Raw genomic sequence first — 17,213 nt, 5'->3', positions numbered from 1 at the left:
CCTCGATCCCGTACCAATGCCGTGCGGGACGGGTGTTCAGTACGCCGATTGTCGGGTAGGAAACTTTCCTATCAGTGCCCGGGCACTCCCGACCCCCCACAACACCTGGAGATTCCGTGAGGCACCCCTCCTCCGACCCGGCGCGCCCCGCAGGCCCCTCGCGCCGTACCGTGCTCGCCATGGCATGCGTGTCCCTGGCGACAGTCCCCCTGCTCACCCCCTCGCGGGCCGCGGCGGCGTCCGCACGCGCGACGGGACTCGACGACCCGGCGAAGAAGGAGATCGCCATGCAACTGGTGTCGAGCGCGGAGAACTCCTCGCTCGACTGGAAGGCGCAGTACCGGTACATCGAGGACATCGGTGACGGCCGCGGCTACACCGCGGGCATCATCGGCTTCTGCTCCGGCACCGGTGACATGCTCGGCCTGGTGGAGCTGTACGCCGAGCGCAGCCCCGGCAACGTCCTCGCGTCCTATCTGCCGGCGCTGCGCCGAGTGGACGGCTCCGACTCGCACGAGGGCCTCGACCCCGCCTTCCCGGACGACTGGCGCCGGGCCGCCGACGGCGACCCCGAGTTCCGCCGGGCTCAGGACGACGAGCGCGACCGCGTGTACTTCGACCCGGCCGTACGGCGCGGCAAGGAGGACGGGCTGCGGACTCTGGGGCAGTTCGCGTACTACGACGCGATCGTCATGCACGGCGACGGCGGCGACCCGCTGAGCTTCGGCAGCATCCGGGAGCGCGCCCTGGGCAGGGCCCGGCCGCCGGCCCAGGGCGGGGACGAGGTCGCCTACCTGCACGCCTTCCTCGACGAGCGGGTGTGGGCCATGAAGCAGGAGGAGGCGCACAGCGACACCAGCCGGGTCGACACGGCCCAGCGCGTCTTCCTGAACGAGGGCAACCTGGACCTGGAGCCGCCGCTGGACTGGCAGGTGTACGGGGACAGCTACCACATCGGCTGACCCGGCCCGGCCCGGCCCCGGCCTCGGCCTCGGCCTCGGTGAGGCCATCGATCCCTTCCCGGGGCCGCCGGGCACGACGCGGGCCGCGGAACCGGCCGTATGCCGGGTTCCGCGGCCCGTGTGCCGCACGATCCGTACCGGTGTCAGTGCCGGAAGGTGTCCTTGCCCTTCTCCTTGGCCTGCCGGGCGTCGCCCTTGGACTGCGCGGCGCGGCCCTCGGCCGTCATCCTCTCGTTGCCGACGGCCCGGCCGACCGCTTCCTTGGCCTTTCCCTTGGCCTGCTCCATCTTGGCCTTGGACTTCTGATTGCCGGCCACAGTGCTTCACCTCTCGGCGTTCGCTTGCGATGTCCTGTCCGGCGGGTCGCCCGGTGCTGCGGGTCCAAACGTGCGGACGCCCGGCAGGGGTGTCCGGCAGGGCGCCGGGTACGAGCACCGGCAAGGAAGTACGTCGTCGACTCGGAGGAACGTCATGGCCGGAGTACTGGACCGGATCAAGCGGTTCGCGCGCAGCCCGCAGGGCCGCCGGGCGGCCGAGCAGGTACGCCGGGCCGCCTCGGACCCGCGCCGCCGCGCGCAGGCCCAGGAGATGCTGCGCAAGTTCGGCAAGCGCCGCTGAGTGCCTGAGCGCCGGGGAGCCGGCGGGGCGGTCAGTTCTGACCGGCGTGAGTGTGGCTGTGGGACGTCTCCGGCGGGCAGCTCCGGTCCCCGCCGGGGCGGTCTCGGTGCCAGTCGCGGACCGCGACGGTCAGCGCGCACAGCATGGCGGCGACACCGGTGCCCACCGACAGGGCCACGGCCTCGTGGTAGTCGTCGTGGGTGGCGTTCAGCGTCAGATAGAAGAGCCCCGGCAGTGCGGCGGTGCCCACGGCGCCGCCCAGCCGTTGGCCCGTCTGCAGGGCGCCCCCGGCCGCGCCCGCCATCCGTACCGGCACGTCGCGGAGCGTCATCGTGATGTTCGGGGAGATCACGCAGCCGCTGCCGAGTCCGCCGAGCAGCAGGGCCGGGACGGCGAGCCAGGCGGCCAGGCCGGAGGGCGCGAGCCAGAGCAGCAGCGCGGTCGTGCCCAGACCCACCATGACGGCGACCAGTCCCCAGACGGTCAGCAGCCGCCCCAGCCGTTCCACCAGCCGGCCCGCCACGGCCGCGGCGACGGCCGAGCCCACGGCGAACGGGGTCACCGCGAGGCCGGACATGAGGGGTGAGTAGCCCAGCCCGTTCTGGAAGAAGAGCGCGAAGACGAGCCACACCCCGCTGAATCCGACGAAGTACAGGGCGCCCAGTCCCGCACCGGTGGCGTAGCCGCGGGTCTCGGTGAGCAGTCCGGGTTCCAGGAGCGGCTGACCGCCCCGCCGGGCGACGCGGCGCTCCCACCGCGCGAAGGCGAGCAGCACCAGCGCTCCCGCGGGGAACAGCCACCACACCTTGGTGAGGCCGCCGCCCTCGGCGAGGACCAGGGGCAGCATCAGCGCCAGGATCCCCGCACCGAGCAGCGCCACCCCCACGGGGTCGAGGTGCCCCCTGCCGCCGGGCGCCACCCGGGGCAGCAGGCGGAAGCCGAGGAGCAGTGCGAGCAGGCCGACCGGCACGTTCACGTAGAAGATCCACCGCCAGCCCTCGGGTCCCGCCAGCGCCAGGATCAGACCGCCGACGACCGGTCCCACGGCGCTGGAGACTCCCACGGTGGCGCCGAAGAGCCCGAACGCGCGCCCGCGTTCCGCGCCCCGGAACAGCTGCTGGATGAGCGCCGAGTTCTGCGGCGCCAGGCTGCCCGCGGCGACTCCCTGGGCGAGCCGGGCGGCGACCAGCAGTTCGATGCCGGACGCGGCCCCCGCCGCCGCGCTGAAGAGCACGAAGGCGGCCAGGGCCACGAGGAAGACGCGGCGCCTGCCGAACGCGTCGCCGATCCGTCCCGCGGTCACCAGGGTCAGGGCGAACGCGAGCGCATAGCCGGAGACGACCCACTGCACGGACGACGGCGAAGTGTGCAGCCCCTGCTGCATGGAGGGCAGGGCCACGGCGACGATCGTCACGTCCAGCAGGGTCATGAAGCCGGCGACCAGGGTGACCCACAGGGCCCGCCACCGGTTGGGATCGAGTTCGTCGTCCGGACGCTGCACACGGGCTCCCCTCGTGAGGCTGCACGGGACGCGCCACTTCGCCCCACGCCTGCGTCACCCGTGACCGGCTCTTCAAACACCGGGTACCGGCCCGTACCCGAGCGCCGGACCGGAGCCCTCAAACCTCAACCATGAGATCCCATAAGGTGTTCTTATGACCTCATAGACCGGACCCGCGTACCGACTTAGGCTTGCCTTAGCTTAGGCTTCCCCGAGAGTCGATCTGTCACCGCTCGAAGGGAACCTGAACATGCCCCGCCCACTGCGGGTAGCCATCGTCGGATCCGGCCCGGCCGGGATCTACGCCGCTGACGCCCTGCTCAAGTCCGAAGTGGCCGCCGACCCCGGTGTTTCCATCGACATCTTCGAGCGCATGCCCGCCCCGTTCGGGCTCATCCGGTACGGCGTCGCCCCCGACCACCCGCGGATCAAGGGCATCATCACGGCCCTGCACCAGGTGCTCGACAAGCCGCAGATCCGCCTCTTCGGCAACGTGAACTACCCGAGCGACGTCAGCCTGGACGATCTGCGCGCCTTCTACGACGGTGTGATCTTCGCCACCGGCGCCACGGCGGACCGGGCCCTGTCCCTCCCCGGCATCGACCTCGACGGCTCGTACGGCGCGGCCGACTTCGTCGCCTGGTACGACGGCCACCCCGACTTCCCGCGCACCTGGCCGCTTCAGGCGGAGAAGGTCGCCGTCCTCGGTGTCGGCAACGTCGCGCTCGACATCGCGCGCGTCCTCGCCAAGACCGCGGATGAGCTGCTGCCGACCGAGATCCCGCCGAACGTCTACGAGGGTCTGAAGGCCAACAAGGCGCTGGAGGTCCACGTCTTCGGCCGCCGCGGTCCGGCACAGGCGAAGTTCAGCCCGATGGAGCTGCGGGAGCTGGATCACTCCCCCAACATCGAGGTGATCGTCGACCCCGAGGACATCGACTACGACGAGGGCTCGATCGCGACCCGGCGCGGCAACAAGCAGGCCGACATGGTCGCCAAGACCCTGGAGAACTGGGCGATCCGCGACGTCGGCGACCGGCCGCACAAGCTGTTCCTGCACTTCTTCGAGTCGCCCTCGGAGATCCTCGGCGAGGACGGCAAGGTGGTCGGCCTGCGCACCGAGCGCACCGAGCTGGACGGCACGGGCAACGTCAAGGGCACCGGCGAGTTCAAGGACTGGGACGTCCAAGCGGTCTACCGGGCCGTCGGCTACCTGTCCGACCAGCTCCCCAAGCTGCCGTGGGACCTGGACTCGGGCACGGTCCCGGACGTGGGCGGCCGGGTCGTCCAGGAGTCCGGCGAGCACCTGCAGTCGACGTACGTCACCGGCTGGATCCGGCGCGGCCCGGTCGGTCTGATCGGCCACACCAAGGGCGACGCCAACGAGACGGTGTCCAACCTGCTGGACGACTACGCGAACGGCCGTCTCCAGACGCCCGCCTCGCCCGCTCCGGAGGCGGTGGACGCCTTCCTCGACGAACGGAACGTCCGCTTCACCACCTGGGACGGCTGGTACCGGCTCGACGCCGCGGAGAAGGCGCAGGGCGAGCCGCAGGGACGTGAGCGCGTGAAGTACGTCGAGCGTGAGGACATGCTCCGGGAGAGCGGCGCCTGAGCCGTGGTGCCCGGCGCCGGCCGCCTCCTCGGGGGCGCCGGCGCCGGGTCGGTCCCGTCGGTGGCGGGGCTCAGCCGAGTTCGTACTCGAACCAGATCCGGTGCGTGCCGTCGGCGTCGACCGCGAGGCCGCCGGACCCGGTGATGCCGGTCAGTTCGCCCGTGCCGCTGGCCGGCACCACGGTGAAGAACTCCGCCGAGCGGTCGCTCCCGGTCGTCGTCGCCGAGTGCACGAAGCTGAACGCGCCTTCGCGGCCGTCCAGCGTGCCCTCGAAGGACTCCATGGCCAGGTAGGTGCCGACGCCGGTCTCCTGGTCGTAGGCGGCGGTGAACACGGTTGCCGAGCGGCCGTTGATCGCCCCCTCGAACCGCTTCTCCATCGTCGCCACGCCCACCGGGAGCCCGGTGGTCACGGCGATGCCCGGCGTCACGTCCGCCGGGGTGAAGGCTTTCACTGTGAATGTTCCGGACGCTTTCATACGGCGACCGTATCGCCCGCCTCCGACAGTCGTGGGTGACGGTGACCGGGGCCCGGCGGGGGACGTCCCGCCGGGCCCTCGACGGGTGGACGCACGGCCGGGTTCAGATCTCCAGTTCGCCCTCGATCCGGCGCAGCTGGTGGCGGGCCATCGCCAGGTTGGCGCGGTTCGCGTCCAGCACCAGGTAGAGGAACAGCCCGTTGCCGCCGCGACCCTTGAGCAGGCGGATCATGTGGTACTGGGTGTTCAGCGTGATCAGGATGTCCTCGATCTCGTCCTTGAGACCGAGGTGCTCCATCGTGCGCAGTTTGGACCGTACGACGTCGGTGTTGCCTGCGGCGGCGACCTCCAGGTTGAAGTCCTTGCCGCCGCCCAGGGTGCCGAGCGCCATTCCGCTGGTGTAGTCGACCAGCGCGACGGCGGTCGCTCCGTCGATGGAGCTGAGGCATTCCTTGAGCGAGGTCTCCAGGTTGGCCATGGTGGTTTCCTTTCCGGACGTGATCGGTGGGCGATCGGTAGGCGATCGGTGGTTCAGGCCGGCCGGTGGTGGCCGCCGGCCTGGGGGGTGGGCTCGTGGGCGGGGCGCTGCGGGGTGCGCACCGGCAGGGTGCCGATGGGGCGGGCCGTCCGGTCGGGGAGCGGCGTGACGGGTTCGGCGGCCGGGGCACGGCCGCGTTCCGGCCCGATGCGGGCGACGACCAGTTCCCCTATCCGTGCGCCGCTGCGCCGGCCCTCCAGGTGCAGCCGGCCCACGTTGACCCGGCCGTCGGCGAGCAGCGTGAGCACGGCGGCCGGACCGGCGGCGTACGTGGCGACGTAGCCGTCGGCCCCGCGCAGCAGCAGTTCGCGGAAACCGCCGCGCGCGGTGGCTTCGGCCATGCGGTGCGCGACCCCGAGGGCGGCCGCGGTGAGCGCGGCGAGTCCCTCGGGCTCGGTGCCCGGCGCGTCGTGGGCCAGGACGAGCCCGTCCACGGTGGCCGCCAGCGACCCCGTCAGCTGGGGCACGCGGTTGCGCAGTCGGTGCAGTTCGTCCAGGACGTCGCTCTCGACGGCCATGAGCAGTCTCCTTTCGTCGCGCCTGCGGCGCGCGCGGATCACAGGGCCTCCAAGGCGTCTCGAAGCCGTCGCAGCAGGGCCGTGTCGGGGTCGTCCCACACGACCGCCCGCGGTTCCGGGCCGGGCGGCAGGGGCGGGGCGGCGGGTGGCGCCGCGCGGACGAGGCCGTCGGCGGCCAGGCGGCGCAGTTCGACGAGGGTGTGGTAGGTGCGGCAGGCGAGCGCCGAGGCGATCTCCGCGGCGGTACGGACGCCGTCGACCTGCGTCAGGGTGCGGCCGCGCCGCACGGGCAGGGCGGCGGCCTCGGTGCCCGCCACCCGGGTCAGCGGGAGGGTGTCGATGGCGGGGTCGGGCCAGATGCGGTCCAGCAGGGCGCGCCGGCGTCCCGACTCGCGTACGACGACGTCCACCGGCACGGAACGGACCGCGCCGAGCCAGTGCACCGCGCCCGGCCGGAAGCGCCGGGCGCGTGTGTCGTGGGCCAGGACGAAGTACGCGGCGTCGAACAGCGCGCCCAGGTGGCAGACCTCCAGCGCGCCGGCGGCGAGACTGCCGCTGTCCACGAGCCGGTGGCCGACCCGGTGCTGTGTCCCGCCCCGGTCGACCGCCTTCCACCAGCCGTCCGGCGGGACCGCGCCGCTGCGGGTGAGCAGCGCGCCCAGGTCGGGGGTGAAGGCCGACTCCACGTGCACGACACGGCCCGCCTTGAGGTAGACGATGCCCCGCTCGCCCGACAGGGCGCCGGTCGCTCCTTCGCGCGCGAGGGCGCCGAGGGCGTCCGCCGTCGTCTCGTGCGCGGTCCAGGTGGTCGTCACCCGGGTCATCCGAGCACCAGCCGGTCCGCCATCTCGGCCAGCCGGATGCGGGCCAGGGCGAGGTTTCCGTCGTTGCGGTCGAGCCACAGGTGCAGGAAGACGGTGCTGTCGAACGGGGTGCTGACGAACCTGAGCAGGTGGTAGGCGTCGCCCGTGGTGGCGATCAGATCCTCGACCGGGGGTTCCTTCCCCGGCTCGACGCCGCCGCCCGTGCCGCCCGCCGCCAGGGAGCCGCTCTCCGCGACGTGCCGGCCCAGCTCGGCCGTCTCCGCGGCCGTCGCCTCCCAGTCGCCGCCCGGCGCCTCGCCGACGGCGCCGAGAGCGAGCCCGCTGATCCAGTCGACCAGGGACGCGCCGCGCGCGCCGGGCAGCCGCATGGCTTCCAGCAGACTCTCGTCGATTCCGGGCACGCCGGATCCCCTCCCCTGCACGGCTGTACCGCGAACGTGACGACGACACTACGGAAAGTGCACGCATCTGGTGAGCGCTTTGGCATTTTCCAGAGGAACGTGCGCCCACTGCGGCATACTGCGGCGTTTGGGCCGGTCCGGGGAACAGGAGCGTGCCCGGGCCGAGACGGGCAACCCGGGGGGCATGGCCCGACTGCATCTCCCCCATCGCGGGAAGCACACGAAGGACGAACCGGCCGAGAAGCGGACGGACGAGGACTACGGTCCGGACGCGGCCACCGAGGACGCCGCCCCGGATTCCCCCGTCGAACTGCCGAAACGTTCGTGGTCCGCGCTGCTGCGGCGCGTGGTCGCCGAGTTCAAGGACGACGAGCTGACCGATCGCGCCGCCGCCCTGACCTACTACGGGATCCTGTCGCTGTTCCCGGCCCTGCTGGTGCTGGTGTCGCTGCTCGGCATCGCCGGGGAGTCCGCCACCCAGGAGGTCCTGGACAACGTACAGAAGCTCGCGCCCGGATCCGCGCGGGACGTCATCACGAACGCGGTGGAGCAACTGCAGGCCAAGGCGGGCCTGGGCTCCGTGCTGGCGGTGGTCGGCCTGGTGGGCGCCGTCTGGTCGGCGTCCGGGTACGTGGCCGCGTTCATCCGCTCCGCCAACGCGGTCTACGACATGCCCGAGGGGCGCCCGGTGTGGAAGGTGCTGCCCCTGCGGGTGGCCCTGACCGTGGTGCTGCTCGTGCTCGCGGTGGTCAGCGCGCTCATCGTGGTCTTCACCGGGAGCCTGGCCCGGCAGGCGGGCACCGCGCTCGGTGTCGGCGACACCGCGCTGACGGTGTGGTCGATCGCCAAGTGGCCGGTGCTGGTCCTGCTGGTCACCTGCATGATCGCGATCCTCTACTGGGCCGCGCCGAACGCCCGGGTCAAGGGCTTCAAGTGGGTCTCCCCCGGCAGCCTGGTAGCGCTGCTGATCTGGCTGCTCGCCTCCGCCGGGTTCGCCTTCTACGTGGCCAACTTCGGCTCGTACAACAAGACGTACGGCACCCTGGCCGGCGTGATCATCTTCCTTGTCTGGCTGTGGGTCACGAACCTGGCCGTCCTGCTCGGCCTGGAGTTCGACGCCGAACTGGCCCGGCAGCGGGTCATCGACGGTGGCCATCCACCCGAGGAGGAGCCGTACGTGGAGCCGCGCGACACCCGGGCCTGGAACGAAGCGGACCGGCGGCGCGCGGCCGGGGGCGAGGGCGACGGGCCCGGCTGAGGCCCGGGACCTAGGGGAGGATCGAGTCGACGTATCCGCCGTCCACCCGGACGGCCGCGCCGGTGGTGGCGGACGCGAGGGGGGAGCTGAGGTACACCACCAGGTTGGCGATCTCCTCCGGTTCGATCAGCCGCTGGAGCAGCGACTGCGGCCGGTGTTCGCGCATGAAGACGCGCTGCGCCTCGTCCCAGGGCAGGTCGCGGTCGACCAGTTGATACACGAAGTCCTCGACGCCCTCGGTGTGGGTGGGGCCCGCGATGACGCAGTTGACCGTGACCCCGCTGCCCGCCGCCTCCTTGGCGAAGCCGCGGCCGACTCCGAGCAGGGCCGTCTTGGAGACTCCGTAGTGGATCATCTCGGCCGGGATCACGACGGCCGAGTCACTCGCGATGTACAGCACCCGGCCCCAGCCGCGGTCCCTCATCCGGGGGAGATGGGCGCGCGTCAGCCTGACGCCCGTGAGGACATTGATCTCGAAGTAGCGGCGCCACTCGTCGTCACTGATCTCCAGCGCGGGCGCGGCGCCGAAGACGCCGAGGTTGTTCACGAGGATGTCCACGTCGGGCAGCGCCCGGAGGGCCCGCTCGGTGCCCTCCTCGGTGCCGAGGTCGGCCGCGACCGGCACGAACACGCCGTCCGGCACCTCGGCCCGCAGTTTCCCGACGCTCTTCTCCAGGCGGCCGGCGTCGCGCCCGTTGACGCCCACGGTGGCGCCGGCCCGGGCCAGCCCCGCGGCGATCGCCGCCCCGATGCCCTGCGAGGAGCCCGTCACCAGTGCGGTACGTCCGCCGAGGTCGAGGTTCATCAGGTCGCTCCTTCTCGTGCCGTACGGTCGGTCGGGTTGCTCCTGCCCACCCTCGCCCACGACCCACCCGTCACCCGGCCGGCCGCACGTGCGCCGCGCCGCGGCACGCCCGGTCGGCGGACCCCCCGGTGCTCTCGGCTGACCTGCGGCGACAATACTTGCCTACGTCCGTGCCCCTGCTGCCCGATGGACCCATGCCGACCTCTTCCACCGCCCGCCCCACGTATCCGCCCACGCTGTGGGCCGCTCGCGGCCGCCATGTCGGCTCCGCGGCCGAGGACACCGTCCGGCACACGCTGCAGCGGCTCAAGGACGACCACGTCGTCGACGACTTCCTGGAGCCGCCCGACGAGCCGACGGCCGAGTCCGGGGCCGCCGGGACGCCCGGCCCGCGGATCTTCGAGGCACGCTGGAAGGCTCCCGGGGCCGTGACGGTGCGGGCCAGACTGATCCTGGAGCCTGCCTCGGCGGGCAGGCAGGAGTGGACGCTGCTGGCGGAGGCCGAGGATGCCTGGGACCTGGCCTGGCCCTCTCCCGCCACCGTGTTCTGGCCGGACGACCCGGACGTCACGTGGGACCGGGACGCCGCCACGGGGCTGCGGCTGCGGGGCATCAACACCCTGCCGGACGACGACAAGGCCGTACGCAGGCTGCTCAAGGAGGCGGGGCGCAGCCCGTGGAACATCCATGTCGTGGTGCACGAGGCGATGACCCCGGACCACCGCGGCCGGGTGCCGCTGGCGCAGTGGCTGCCGCCCGGCCTGCGGCACCGGGTGGTCGAGCACCGCGCCGCGCCGCAGCAGTTGCGGGTGGTGAACTGGGCCCTGGAGGACTTCGGCGTCCAGGTGCCGCGCGGCGGCGCCGTGGTGCTGCCCGGCACTCCGGCCCCGGCCGACTACGCCGCCGGCGACTTCTCCGTCCGCACCGTCTTCCTGGACGGCTCCGAGCCCACCGGACTGATCGCCGCGGTGACGTCCTTCGCCGCGCTGGCCAGGCCGCTGCCCGACGAGGCGGTGGCGGCCCTCGGCTCGCTGCGGGAGGACTGGCGGCTGCTGACGCTGGAGGAGGAACTGGAGCGCGAGCGCAAGCTGGTGGCGATGTACGCCGAGGCGCTCCAGGCCATGACCCAGTCCCGCGACCTGTACCGGGAGGCGGCGGAACGGGCGGCCGAGGCCCTCGCCGTGTACCGGGAGTCCGCCGGCGCCGCTCCGGCCGGGCCGCCCCCGGCCGATCCACCGGCGTCCCCGCTGCGCGGGCTGACCCGCACACTGGACCGGTTCCGGGGCGCCGCCCGCGCATCGCGCCCCCGGTCCGACGGCGGGGCCGCCGGCGAACCGCCCCGGTCCGGCGAGTGATCCCGCCGCCCTGCTGACGGGCGTGGTGGTCCCCCGGCCTCGGCCGACCGTGGTGTCCCCCGGCCTCAGCTGAACAGGGGGAAGCGGGCCGCGTCCGCTCCCAGGGCACGCTGTTCGGCGGCGGTCAGGGGCGTGCGTCCGGTGGCCGCGCGGGCGTAGTGCTCGTCGCCCCAGTCGATCGTCACCGGGCGGCCCAGCAGGCCGTCCAGGGTGGCGCGGACCGCGGCCAGCCCGGCCGGTGCCGGCCCGGGGGCGGCGGGCAGGGCGACGGTCAGGTCGAGATGGTGGACGGTCGCCTCCACGGCCAGGGTGAGCATGAGGTCGCCGGCGGTCAGGACATGCCCCTGGGTGCTGACCGGCCGGTCCGGAGCGGCGCCGCCCGCGGCCCGCGCGGCGGCGGCGAGGGTCTCCAGACACACCTCCTTGAGCTGCCCGAAGTCGAGGAACATGCTCGCGGCGACCCGGTTGTAGCGTCGTCCGTGGGCCGCGCCGACGGGGTTCGGTGCCCAGTCCGTCCAGTAGGTGACCGCGTCCCGGTCGGGCGGGGCGGCGGCCGGCGTGTGCAGGGCCACCAGGGCCCGCTGGGCGTCGGCGAGGAGGTGGAACATGAGGTCGCGCACCGCCCACCCGGTGCAGCCGGTCGGCAGCCACGACTCCTCGTCCCCGAGCGGGCGGACGACGCCCGCCAGCGCCTCGTAGGCGTCACGCACGACGTGCGCCGGTTCCGTGAGGTCTCCGCATCGTGTGGTCATGGCGTCACCCTAGGGGGCGTCGTTTCGATCGGTCGGCGCCGGTCGAAGACTGCGGCAGCCGGCGCCCCAGGCCCCGCTGAGGGCACCCTCACGTGTCATCCGGCGCGAGGTGGATACGCGGACGGCACAGGAGCACGGCCCGTCCCGGAAGGTCAGCGACGCCATGGACAGCCAGCACGAGAGCGCCCCCGCTTCCCGCCCACCGGAGTCCTCCCGTTCGGAGACCACACTCCGCGTCAACGGCAAACCGCACACGCTCACCGTCGACCACCGCCGCGTCCTGCTGGACCTCCTGCGGGAGGACCTCGGTCTCGCGGGCGCCAAGAAGGGCTGCGACCACGGGCAGTGCGGGGCGTGCACGGTCCTGGTCGACGGGCGGCGCGTCAACAGCTGTCTGCTGTTCGCGGTCGCCCTGGACGGCTGCGAGATCACCACCGTCGAGGGCCTCGCCGGGGACGGCGAGGAGCTGCACCCGATGCAGCGCGCCTTCCTGGACCGCGACGCCTTCCAGTGCGGGTACTGCACGCCGGGTCAGATCTGCTCCGCGGTCGGCGCGCTCGCCGAGGCCGCGGCCGGGCACCCCTCCCACGTCACCGACCCGGCGACGCCCTCCGGTGAGCCCGTCCCGCTCGGCCGGGACGAGATCCGGGAGCGGCTGAGCGGCAACCTGTGCCGGTGCGGTGCGTATCCGCGTATCGCCGACGCGGTCGAGGACGTGATCCCGTGAAGTCCTTCGCCTATGTACGCGCGGGCAGCGTCGAGGAGGCCACCGAGGCCTTCGCGGCCCACCCCGGCGCCCGTTACCTCGGCGGCGGCACCAACCTCGTCGACCTGATGAAGCTCGGCGTGGAGACGCCGGCCGCGCTCGTCGACGTCACCCGGCTGCCCCTGGACACCGTGGAGGAACTGCCCGACGGCGGGCTGCGGGCCGGCGCGATGGTCCGCAACAGCGACCTCGCGGCCCACCCCGCGGTGCGCGACCGCTACCCCGCCCTGTCCCAGGCGCTGCTGGCGGGCGCCTCCGGGCAGCTGCGCAACGCCGCCACCACGGGCGGCAACCTGCTGCAGCGCACCCGCTGTCCGTACTTCCAGGACGTGTCCAAGCCCTGCAACAAGCGGGAGCCCGGCACCGGCTGCGGCGCCCTCGAGGGCGTGCACCGCGACCACGCGGTGCTCGGCCACTCCGACCAGTGCATCGCCACCCACCCGTCGGACATGGCGGTGGCGCTGGCCGCCCTCGACGCGCGCGTGGAGCTGCACGGCCCCGAGGGCACCAGGAGCGTGCCCGCCGCCGACTTCCACCGGCTGCCCGGGATGCACCCGGAGCGGGACACGGAGATCCACCCCGGTGAGCTGATCACCGGCGTGCTCCTGCCCGCGGCCACCGCCGGGCTCCCCTCGGCGTACCGCAAGGCCCGCGACCGGGCGTCGTACGCCTTCGCGCTGGCCTCCGTCGCCGTCGTGCTGGACCTGGCGGACGGGGTGGTGGAGCGGGCCGGGATCGCCTTCGGGGCGCTGGCGCACCGTCCCTGGCGGGCGCGGCGGGCCGAGGACGCGCTGCTGGGCGCGGCGCCCACCACGGCGGCGTTCGAGCACGCCGTCGACCTGGAGCTGGCCGCGGCCGAACCGCTGCGGGACAACGCCTACAAGGTGCCGCTGGCCCGCCGGCTGGCCCTGGACGTACTGGGCCGGCTCGCCCCGCCGGCCACGACCTGACGACTCCGGCGTCCACGAGGAGGACTCCATGACCGCCACCGATGCCGTCCTGGGCGCTCCCGTCGAGCGCCGGGAGGGGCGGGAGAAGGTCACCGGCACCGCCCGCTACGCCGCCGAGTTCGACGCGCCCGGCCGCGCCCAGGCCTGGCCCGTGCCGGCGACGGTCGCCCGCGGCCGGGTGACCGGCGTCGACACCGCGCCGGCGCTCGCGCTGCCCGGCGTACTCGCGGTGCTCACGCACGAGAACGCGCCCCGCCTCGGGGAACCCGACGACCCAACCCTGGCCGTGCTGCAGGGGCCGCACGTCCCGCACCGGGGCTGGTTCGTGGGTCTGGTGGTGGCCGAGACCCTGGAGGCGGCCCGCGCGGGCGCCGCCGCCGTCCGGGTCACCTACGAGACCGAGCCCCATGACGTGACGCTCACCGCCTCGCACTCCGGGGCGTACGTCCCCGAGTCGGCCAACGGAGGATTTCCGGCCGTCACCGAGCACGGGGACCCGGACGGTGCCCTCGCCTCCTCGGCGGCCCGGGTGGACGTCGAGTACACGGTGCCGCCGCTGCACAACCACCCCATGGAGCCGCACACCAGTACGGCGCACTGGGACGGCGACCGGCTGACCGTGCACTCCTCCAGCCAGGGCTCCACGGCCGTACAGAAGGAACTGGCGCGCATGTTCGGGCTGCCCGAGGACCGGATCACGGTGCGCGCCGAGCACGTGGGCGGCGGCTTCGGCTCGAAGGGCACGCCGCGGCCCGAGGTGGTGCTGGCCGTCATGGCGGCACGCGAGACCGGACGGCAGGTGACCGTCGCGCTGACGCGTCGCTACCTGCCCGCCGTCGTCGGACACCGTGCGCCGACCCTGCACCGGCTGCGCCTGGGCGCGGACACCGGCGGCCGGCTCACCTCCCTGGTGCACGAGGTGACGACGTACACCTCACGGGTGAAGGAGTTCGTGGAGCAGGCCGCGGTCCCCGCCCGGGTCATGTACGGCACCCCCGCGCTGCGCACGCTCCACCGCGTGGCGGCGCTGGACGTGCCCACGCCCTCCTGGATGCGCGCCCCGGGCGAGTGTCCCGGCATGTACGCGCTCGAGTCCGCCATGGACGAACTGGCCGCCGAACTCGGCGTCGACCCGGTGGAGCTGAGGATCCGCAACGAACCGGAGACCGAGCCGGACAGCGGAAAGCCCTTCAGCAGCAGGCACCTGGTGGAGTGTCTGCGCGAGGGAGCCCGGCGCTTCGGGTGGGAGGGCCGCGACCCCCGTCCCCGGTCCTGCGCAGCCGGTCCCCTGCTGATCGGCAGTGGGGTGGCATCGGCCACCTACCCCGTCATGGTCTCCCCGTGCGTCGCCTCGGCGCGGGCCCTGCCGGACGGCGGTTTCCTGGTGCGGGTCAACGCCACCGACATCGGTACGGGCGCCCGTACGGTGCTCGCGCAGGTCGCGGCCGACGCCCTCGGCGCCGCGCTGGACCGGGTGCGGATCGAAGTCGCCGACAGCGGCATCGGGTTCGCCCCGATGGCCGGTGGTTCCTCGGGCACCGCGTCCTGGGGGTCGGCCGTGCACGAGGCGTGCGCCCGGCTGACCGGCCGGCTGGCGGAGCGCTCGGGGCCACTGCCCGACGAGGGGATCACCGCCGAGGCCGACACCTCCGGGACGGTGGACGCCGAGAGCCCCTACGCCCGGCACGCGTTCGGCGCCCATTTCGCCGAGGTGACCGTGGACACCGTCTCCGGTGAGGTACGGGTGACCCGGCTGCTCGGTGTCTTCGCCGCCGGGCGCATCCTCAACGCCCGTACGGCCCGCTCCCAGTTCATCGGGGGCATGACGATGGGCCTGGGCATGGCGTTGACCGAGGACAGCACGATGGACCCGGTGTTCGGCGACTTCGCCGAGCGCGACCTGGCGTCGTACCACGTGCCCGTGCACGCCGACGTGGCGAACGTGGAGGCGCACTGGGTCGACGAGGAGGACGACCACCTCAACCCCATGGGCAGCAAGGGGATCGGTGAGATCGGGATCGTGGGCTCGGCGGCGGCCGTCGGCAACGCCGTCCACCACGCCACCGGCATCCGCTTCCGCGAACTGCCGCTCACCCCGGACCGGGTGCTCACCGCGCTGCTCGAACACGAGCATCCCGCGGGCATGCTGGGGGTCTGAGAACGAGCGCGCGGTCCGCGCCGGACGACCTTCCGGCGCGGACCGCGTCGTGTGCTCGGGGAGTGTGCTCGGGCGGGCGGGGACCTCAGTCCGCGGCGGTACGGCTCGCGACGGCCACGCGGCGAGCCGGCCTGCGCCGCGCGGAGGCCGGCGAGGCCACCCGCACGCACAGCGCCGTCAGCGCGACGAGCGAGGCGACCACGGCCACCGCGACCGCGATCCAGGCGGGGGCCAGCGTGAGATCCGTGACCGGGGACACCCGCGCCGAGGGGGTGGCGCTGCCGTACAGCTTGGCCGCGGCCAGCGCCGCCGGTCCCACGACGGCAGCGGCCAGCAGCGGCACGGCCGGCCGCACGGTCAGCAGCAGGGCCAGCACCAGGCAGAGCGCCGACAGGCCGAGGGCCACCCCGTAGGCCGGTGCGGAGGCGTCGCCGCGGTGCAGCGGGAAGTAGGCCACACCGCACCCGGCCAGGACCGCGACGGTGAGCCAGGCCGGCCAGGCCGGACCCCGGGCGGCCCGCCGTGCCGCACGGGCCTCGTCGCGGTCGCGGGCGGTACGGGCCTTGTCGCGGTCACGCGCGGTGCGAGCCTTGTCGCGGTCACGCGCCCCGTGGGCCTCGTCGCGGTCACGCGCCGTACGGGTCTCGTCGCGGTCGCGTCCCCGGCGGAACGGGCGTGACGGCCTGCGGCGTTCGCGGCCGCGGCGGTCGGCTCCGGTGAACGCGCCGGCGCGTCCCGCCGGCCCGGCGGCGGGCTCCCGTCCGTCGTCCTCGTCGGCCGCGTCCTGGGCCGCCCGCAACCGCCGGGCGTCGGGCCGCTCCGGGCGCACGTGTCCGTCCTCGGCGAGCCGGCCGATCAGTTCGACCAGTTCCTCGACGGGCCGGCCGGTGGCGGCGGCCCGCACGGCCTCCTGCCCGCAGTGCGGTTCCAGCGGTGTGCGGTGCAGCAGCGCCATCAGCCGGGTCACGTCCTCCACGGAGCGGCACTCCGCCGCGGCCCGGATCGCCTCGTCCGCGCTGTCCGAGTGGCGCGGCGGCCGGGTCAGCAGGCCGACCAGCCGGGTGACGTCCTCGACGGAACGGTTCACGCCGACCGCGCGGAGCGCGTCGATCGTGGCCTGCGCGTACTGGGGCGACTGCTCCAGCATCGTGATCAGGTCGACGACCTCGTCCAGCGGCCGGTCGGCCACGGCGGCGCGCACCAGGTCGCCGACGGGATCACCGTACGTCTGCGCTGCCCCGTCCTGGGCGTCGGCGTCGGCTTGCGCGTCGGCGTCGGGTTCGCGGGGGCCGGGCCCGGGCTCCTGGGAGCCGGGACCGTCGGGGCCGGAAACGGGGAGGTCGGGGTCGGGCTCGAGTTCGGGGAGGTCGGCGTCGTCGAAGTCGACGTCCCACATGTCGCTGTCCCGCTCGGGGGAGGGCCGCTCGGCGGAGGCCCGGGCACCGTGGTCCGCGCCGGGCGGTCGCGCCGTGCCGGTGGTGGCGGTCGTCTCCCCGGTGGGAAGGTCCAAGGCGGATATGGCGTACTCGGGCGAGCGAGGTGATGAAGAGCCGGTGGTCATGATCTCTCCGTGTGGTGGGGGTGCGGCCGCCCTGCGTCCCCGACATGCGACTCGCGCTGTGTGCTGCCCATTACTAGGCACGTCCGCCGTGCCCTGCCACTCCGGTGGGCCACAGGGATGAGAGACCCCGTCCGGCGGTCTTGCCGCCGCCGC

The 17,213-nt window shown here is 73.7% G+C and carries 18 protein-coding genes; 8 read left to right on the top strand and 10 right to left on the bottom strand.

All coding sequences use genetic code 11. The annotated features are described in order from the left end of the window. The first annotated feature begins 116 nt into the window (after window positions 1–116). Window positions 117–962: a chitosanase gene (locus ABS735_RS15365; protein ID WP_373905609.1), complete on the top strand. Its 846-nt coding sequence runs from the start codon at window positions 117–119 to the stop codon at window positions 960–962. 143 nt (window positions 963–1,105) lie between these two features. Here the strand turns inward: ABS735_RS15365 and ABS735_RS15360 are convergent, their stop codons facing one another. Then, window positions 1,106–1,279 (bottom strand): CsbD family protein, encoded by a 174-nt coding sequence (locus tag ABS735_RS15360; RefSeq protein WP_373905610.1) that lies wholly within the window; start codon window positions 1,277–1,279, stop codon window positions 1,106–1,108. A gap of 154 nt (window positions 1,280–1,433) precedes the next feature. Between ABS735_RS15360 and ABS735_RS15355 the strand changes: the two genes are divergently transcribed. After that, a complete protein-coding gene (locus tag ABS735_RS15355; RefSeq protein WP_102927213.1) occupies window positions 1,434–1,580 on the top strand; it encodes a hypothetical protein in 147 nt (48 codons plus the stop codon). 31 nt (window positions 1,581–1,611) lie between these two features. Here ABS735_RS15355 and ABS735_RS15350 read toward each other — a convergent pair whose 3' ends face one another. Beyond that, window positions 1,612–3,081, bottom strand: a complete 1,470-nt coding sequence (locus ABS735_RS15350; protein WP_373905611.1) for an MFS transporter — start codon at window positions 3,079–3,081, stop codon at window positions 1,612–1,614. Between the two features lie 250 nt (window positions 3,082–3,331). On the opposite strand from ABS735_RS15350, the gene ABS735_RS15345 reads away from it, so the two are divergent. Further along, a complete protein-coding gene (locus tag ABS735_RS15345) occupies window positions 3,332–4,696 on the top strand; it encodes an FAD-dependent oxidoreductase (RefSeq protein ID WP_373905613.1) in 1,365 nt (454 codons plus the stop codon). A 70-nt stretch (window positions 4,697–4,766) separates the two neighbouring features. Here the strand turns inward: ABS735_RS15345 and ABS735_RS15340 are convergent, their stop codons facing one another. From ABS735_RS15340 to ABS735_RS15320, 5 genes are all read right to left on the bottom strand, one after another. After that, window positions 4,767–5,174: a DUF3224 domain-containing protein gene (locus ABS735_RS15340; protein WP_373905614.1), complete on the bottom strand. Its 408-nt coding sequence runs from the start codon at window positions 5,172–5,174 to the stop codon at window positions 4,767–4,769. Window positions 5,175–5,277: 103 nt separating this feature from the next. After that, window positions 5,278–5,652 (bottom strand): roadblock/LC7 domain-containing protein, encoded by a 375-nt coding sequence (locus ABS735_RS15335; RefSeq protein WP_373905615.1) that lies wholly within the window; start codon window positions 5,650–5,652, stop codon window positions 5,278–5,280. A 53-nt stretch (window positions 5,653–5,705) separates the two neighbouring features. Further along, the gene (locus ABS735_RS15330; RefSeq protein WP_373905616.1) at window positions 5,706–6,230 is read right to left on the bottom strand and encodes a roadblock/LC7 domain-containing protein; all 525 of its coding nucleotides are present in this window, start codon (window positions 6,228–6,230) and stop codon (window positions 5,706–5,708) included. A 38-nt stretch (window positions 6,231–6,268) separates the two neighbouring features. Beyond that, a complete protein-coding gene (locus tag ABS735_RS15325) occupies window positions 6,269–7,054 on the bottom strand; it encodes a hypothetical protein (RefSeq protein WP_373905617.1) in 786 nt (261 codons plus the stop codon). Further along, a complete protein-coding gene (locus ABS735_RS15320) occupies window positions 7,051–7,455 on the bottom strand; it encodes a hypothetical protein (protein WP_373905618.1) in 405 nt (134 codons plus the stop codon). Before ABS735_RS15320 ends, ABS735_RS15325 begins: the two co-directional genes overlap by 4 nt. A 184-nt stretch (window positions 7,456–7,639) precedes the next feature. Between ABS735_RS15320 and ABS735_RS15315 the strand changes: the two genes are divergently transcribed. After that, window positions 7,640–8,713, top strand: coding sequence for a YihY/virulence factor BrkB family protein (locus ABS735_RS15315; RefSeq protein ID WP_373905619.1), 1,074 nt, complete (start codon window positions 7,640–7,642; stop codon window positions 8,711–8,713). Between the two features lie 10 nt (window positions 8,714–8,723). On the opposite strand, the gene ABS735_RS15310 is transcribed toward ABS735_RS15315, so the two are convergent. Further along, a complete protein-coding gene (locus ABS735_RS15310; protein ID WP_373905620.1) occupies window positions 8,724–9,518 on the bottom strand; it encodes an SDR family NAD(P)-dependent oxidoreductase in 795 nt (264 codons plus the stop codon). A 194-nt stretch (window positions 9,519–9,712) separates the two neighbouring features. Here ABS735_RS15310 and ABS735_RS15305 point away from each other — a divergent pair, with 194 nt between their 5' ends. Next, complete coding sequence (locus ABS735_RS15305) at window positions 9,713–10,873, top strand: hypothetical protein (protein WP_373905621.1); 1,161 nt, start codon at window positions 9,713–9,715, stop codon at window positions 10,871–10,873. Window positions 10,874–10,938: 65 nt separating this feature from the next. Here ABS735_RS15305 and ABS735_RS15300 read toward each other — a convergent pair whose 3' ends face one another. Further along, window positions 10,939–11,625: a maleylpyruvate isomerase N-terminal domain-containing protein gene (locus tag ABS735_RS15300; RefSeq protein WP_373905622.1), complete on the bottom strand. Its 687-nt coding sequence runs from the start codon at window positions 11,623–11,625 to the stop codon at window positions 10,939–10,941. A gap of 163 nt (window positions 11,626–11,788) precedes the next feature. Here ABS735_RS15300 and ABS735_RS15295 point away from each other — a divergent pair, with 163 nt between their 5' ends. The 3 genes from ABS735_RS15295 to ABS735_RS15285 are packed head-to-tail and all read left to right on the top strand — an operon-like array spanning window position 11,789 to window position 15,499. After that, window positions 11,789–12,352 (top strand): (2Fe-2S)-binding protein, encoded by a 564-nt coding sequence (locus ABS735_RS15295; protein ID WP_373905623.1) that lies wholly within the window; start codon window positions 11,789–11,791, stop codon window positions 12,350–12,352. Continuing rightward, a complete protein-coding gene (locus tag ABS735_RS15290) occupies window positions 12,349–13,341 on the top strand; it encodes an FAD binding domain-containing protein (RefSeq protein WP_373905624.1) in 993 nt (330 codons plus the stop codon). The genes ABS735_RS15295 and ABS735_RS15290 overlap by 4 nt, the downstream gene beginning before the upstream one ends. Window positions 13,342–13,369: 28 nt before the next feature. Further along, complete coding sequence (locus ABS735_RS15285) at window positions 13,370–15,499, top strand: xanthine dehydrogenase family protein molybdopterin-binding subunit (RefSeq protein ID WP_373905625.1); 2,130 nt, start codon at window positions 13,370–13,372, stop codon at window positions 15,497–15,499. A gap of 85 nt (window positions 15,500–15,584) precedes the next feature. Here ABS735_RS15285 and ABS735_RS15280 read toward each other — a convergent pair whose 3' ends face one another. Further along, window positions 15,585–17,060: a hypothetical protein gene (locus ABS735_RS15280; protein WP_373905626.1), complete on the bottom strand. Its 1,476-nt coding sequence runs from the start codon at window positions 17,058–17,060 to the stop codon at window positions 15,585–15,587. Between the last annotated feature and the right edge of the window lie 153 nt (window positions 17,061–17,213).

The organism is Streptomyces sp. MMCC 100, assembly GCF_041538145.2.
Classification (GTDB): domain Bacteria; phylum Actinomycetota; class Actinomycetes; order Streptomycetales; family Streptomycetaceae; genus Streptomyces.
Note: the sequence above shows the minus strand (reverse complement) of the source record. Positions and strands in the feature narration are given on the sequence as shown.